The following is a 1189-nucleotide window of genomic DNA, read 5'->3' on the forward strand; positions in this document are numbered from 1 at the left end:
CCGCGTGGTGCAGCGCCTGCCGATCCGCGCCGCGGTGCGCGAAGCCGCCGAGCAGGTGCGCGAAGGGCGGCCGCTGGCGCGCGCGCTCGCCGCCGGGCGCGCGTTTCCGCCGATGCTGATCCACATGGTGGCCAACGGCGAAGCCACCGGCCGCATCGACCAGCTGCTCGAGCGTGCCGCGCGCCTGCAGCAGCAGGAACTCGAAACCCGCACCGCCACCCTCACCAGCCTGCTCGAGCCGCTGCTGCTGCTGGTGATGGGGGCGGTGGTGCTGCTGATCGTGCTCGCGGTCATGCAGCCGATCATCGAAATCAACACCCTGATGAGGTAAGTCCATGCTGCAACGCTTCGTCCGCCCTGCCGGCCCCGCCATCCACACCCATCCCGGCCGCCGCCGCGCCCGCGGCTTCACGCTGATCGAGGTGATGGTCGTGATCGTGATCCTCGGCGTGCTCGCCGCCCTGGTCGTGCCGCGCATCATGAGCCGGCCCGACGAGGCGCGCGTGGTCGCGGCGCGCCAGGACATCGCCTCGCTGATGCAGGCGCTCAAGCTCTACAAGCTCGACAACCGACGCTACCCGAGCACCGAGCAGGGCCTGGGCGCGCTGGTCGCGCGCCCGACCGCGGCGCCCGCGCCCGAGAACTGGAAGGCCTACGTGGAGCGCCTGCCCGCCGACCCCTGGGGCCAGCCCTACCAGTACCTGGCGCCGGGCGTGCACGGCGAGGTCGATGTGTTCAGCTACGGCGCCGACGGCCGCCCGGGCGGCGAAGGCTTCGACGCCGACGTCGGCTCCTGGCAGCCCTGAGCGCCCCGCCCTTCGGCAACGCGAGCCCATGCAGCGCGGCTTCACCCTCGTCGAACTGCTGGTCGTGCTGGTGATCGTCGGCATCGCCGGCGGTGGCATCGCGCTCGCGCTCGACCGCGCCCAGGCCGACGACGGCGAGCACGAGGTCGAACGCCTGCGCCGCGCGCTCGAAGGCGCCGCCTATCGCGCCGAGCTGCGCGGCCGCGCGCTCGCGGTGGATTTCCTCCCCGACGGCTATCGCTTCAGTGAGCGCCAGCCCGACGGCGGCTGGAAGCGACTGGAGGCACCGCCGGAGTTCGCCCCGCGTGCCTTTGCCGGCGGCCTGCGCGTGGCCGCGCTGCGCGTGGGCCAGCGCGCGGGGCGGCAGGCGCTGCCGGCGGATT

3 protein-coding genes are annotated in these 1189 nt (G+C 73.7%); all 3 read left to right on the forward strand.

Annotated features, from left to right (window positions below; translation table 11 throughout):
• The coding region (locus C665_RS19640) for a type II secretion system F family protein (protein WP_004330182.1) at positions 1-331 on the forward strand (331 nt) is incomplete at its 5' end.
• A 4-nt stretch (positions 332-335) separates the two neighbouring features.
• Positions 336-806, forward strand: a complete 471-nt coding sequence (gene gspG, locus C665_RS19645) for a type II secretion system major pseudopilin GspG (RefSeq protein WP_004330183.1) — start codon at positions 336-338, stop codon at positions 804-806.
• A 28-nt stretch (positions 807-834) separates the two neighbouring features.
• Positions 835-1189, forward strand: a 355-nt coding sequence (locus tag C665_RS19650) for a prepilin-type N-terminal cleavage/methylation domain-containing protein (RefSeq protein ID WP_004330184.1), incomplete at its 3' end; no start/stop codon positions are given.

It is taken from the genome of Thauera aminoaromatica S2, from assembly GCF_000310185.1.
GTDB classification, from domain to species: domain Bacteria; phylum Pseudomonadota; class Gammaproteobacteria; order Burkholderiales; family Rhodocyclaceae; genus Thauera; species Thauera aminoaromatica.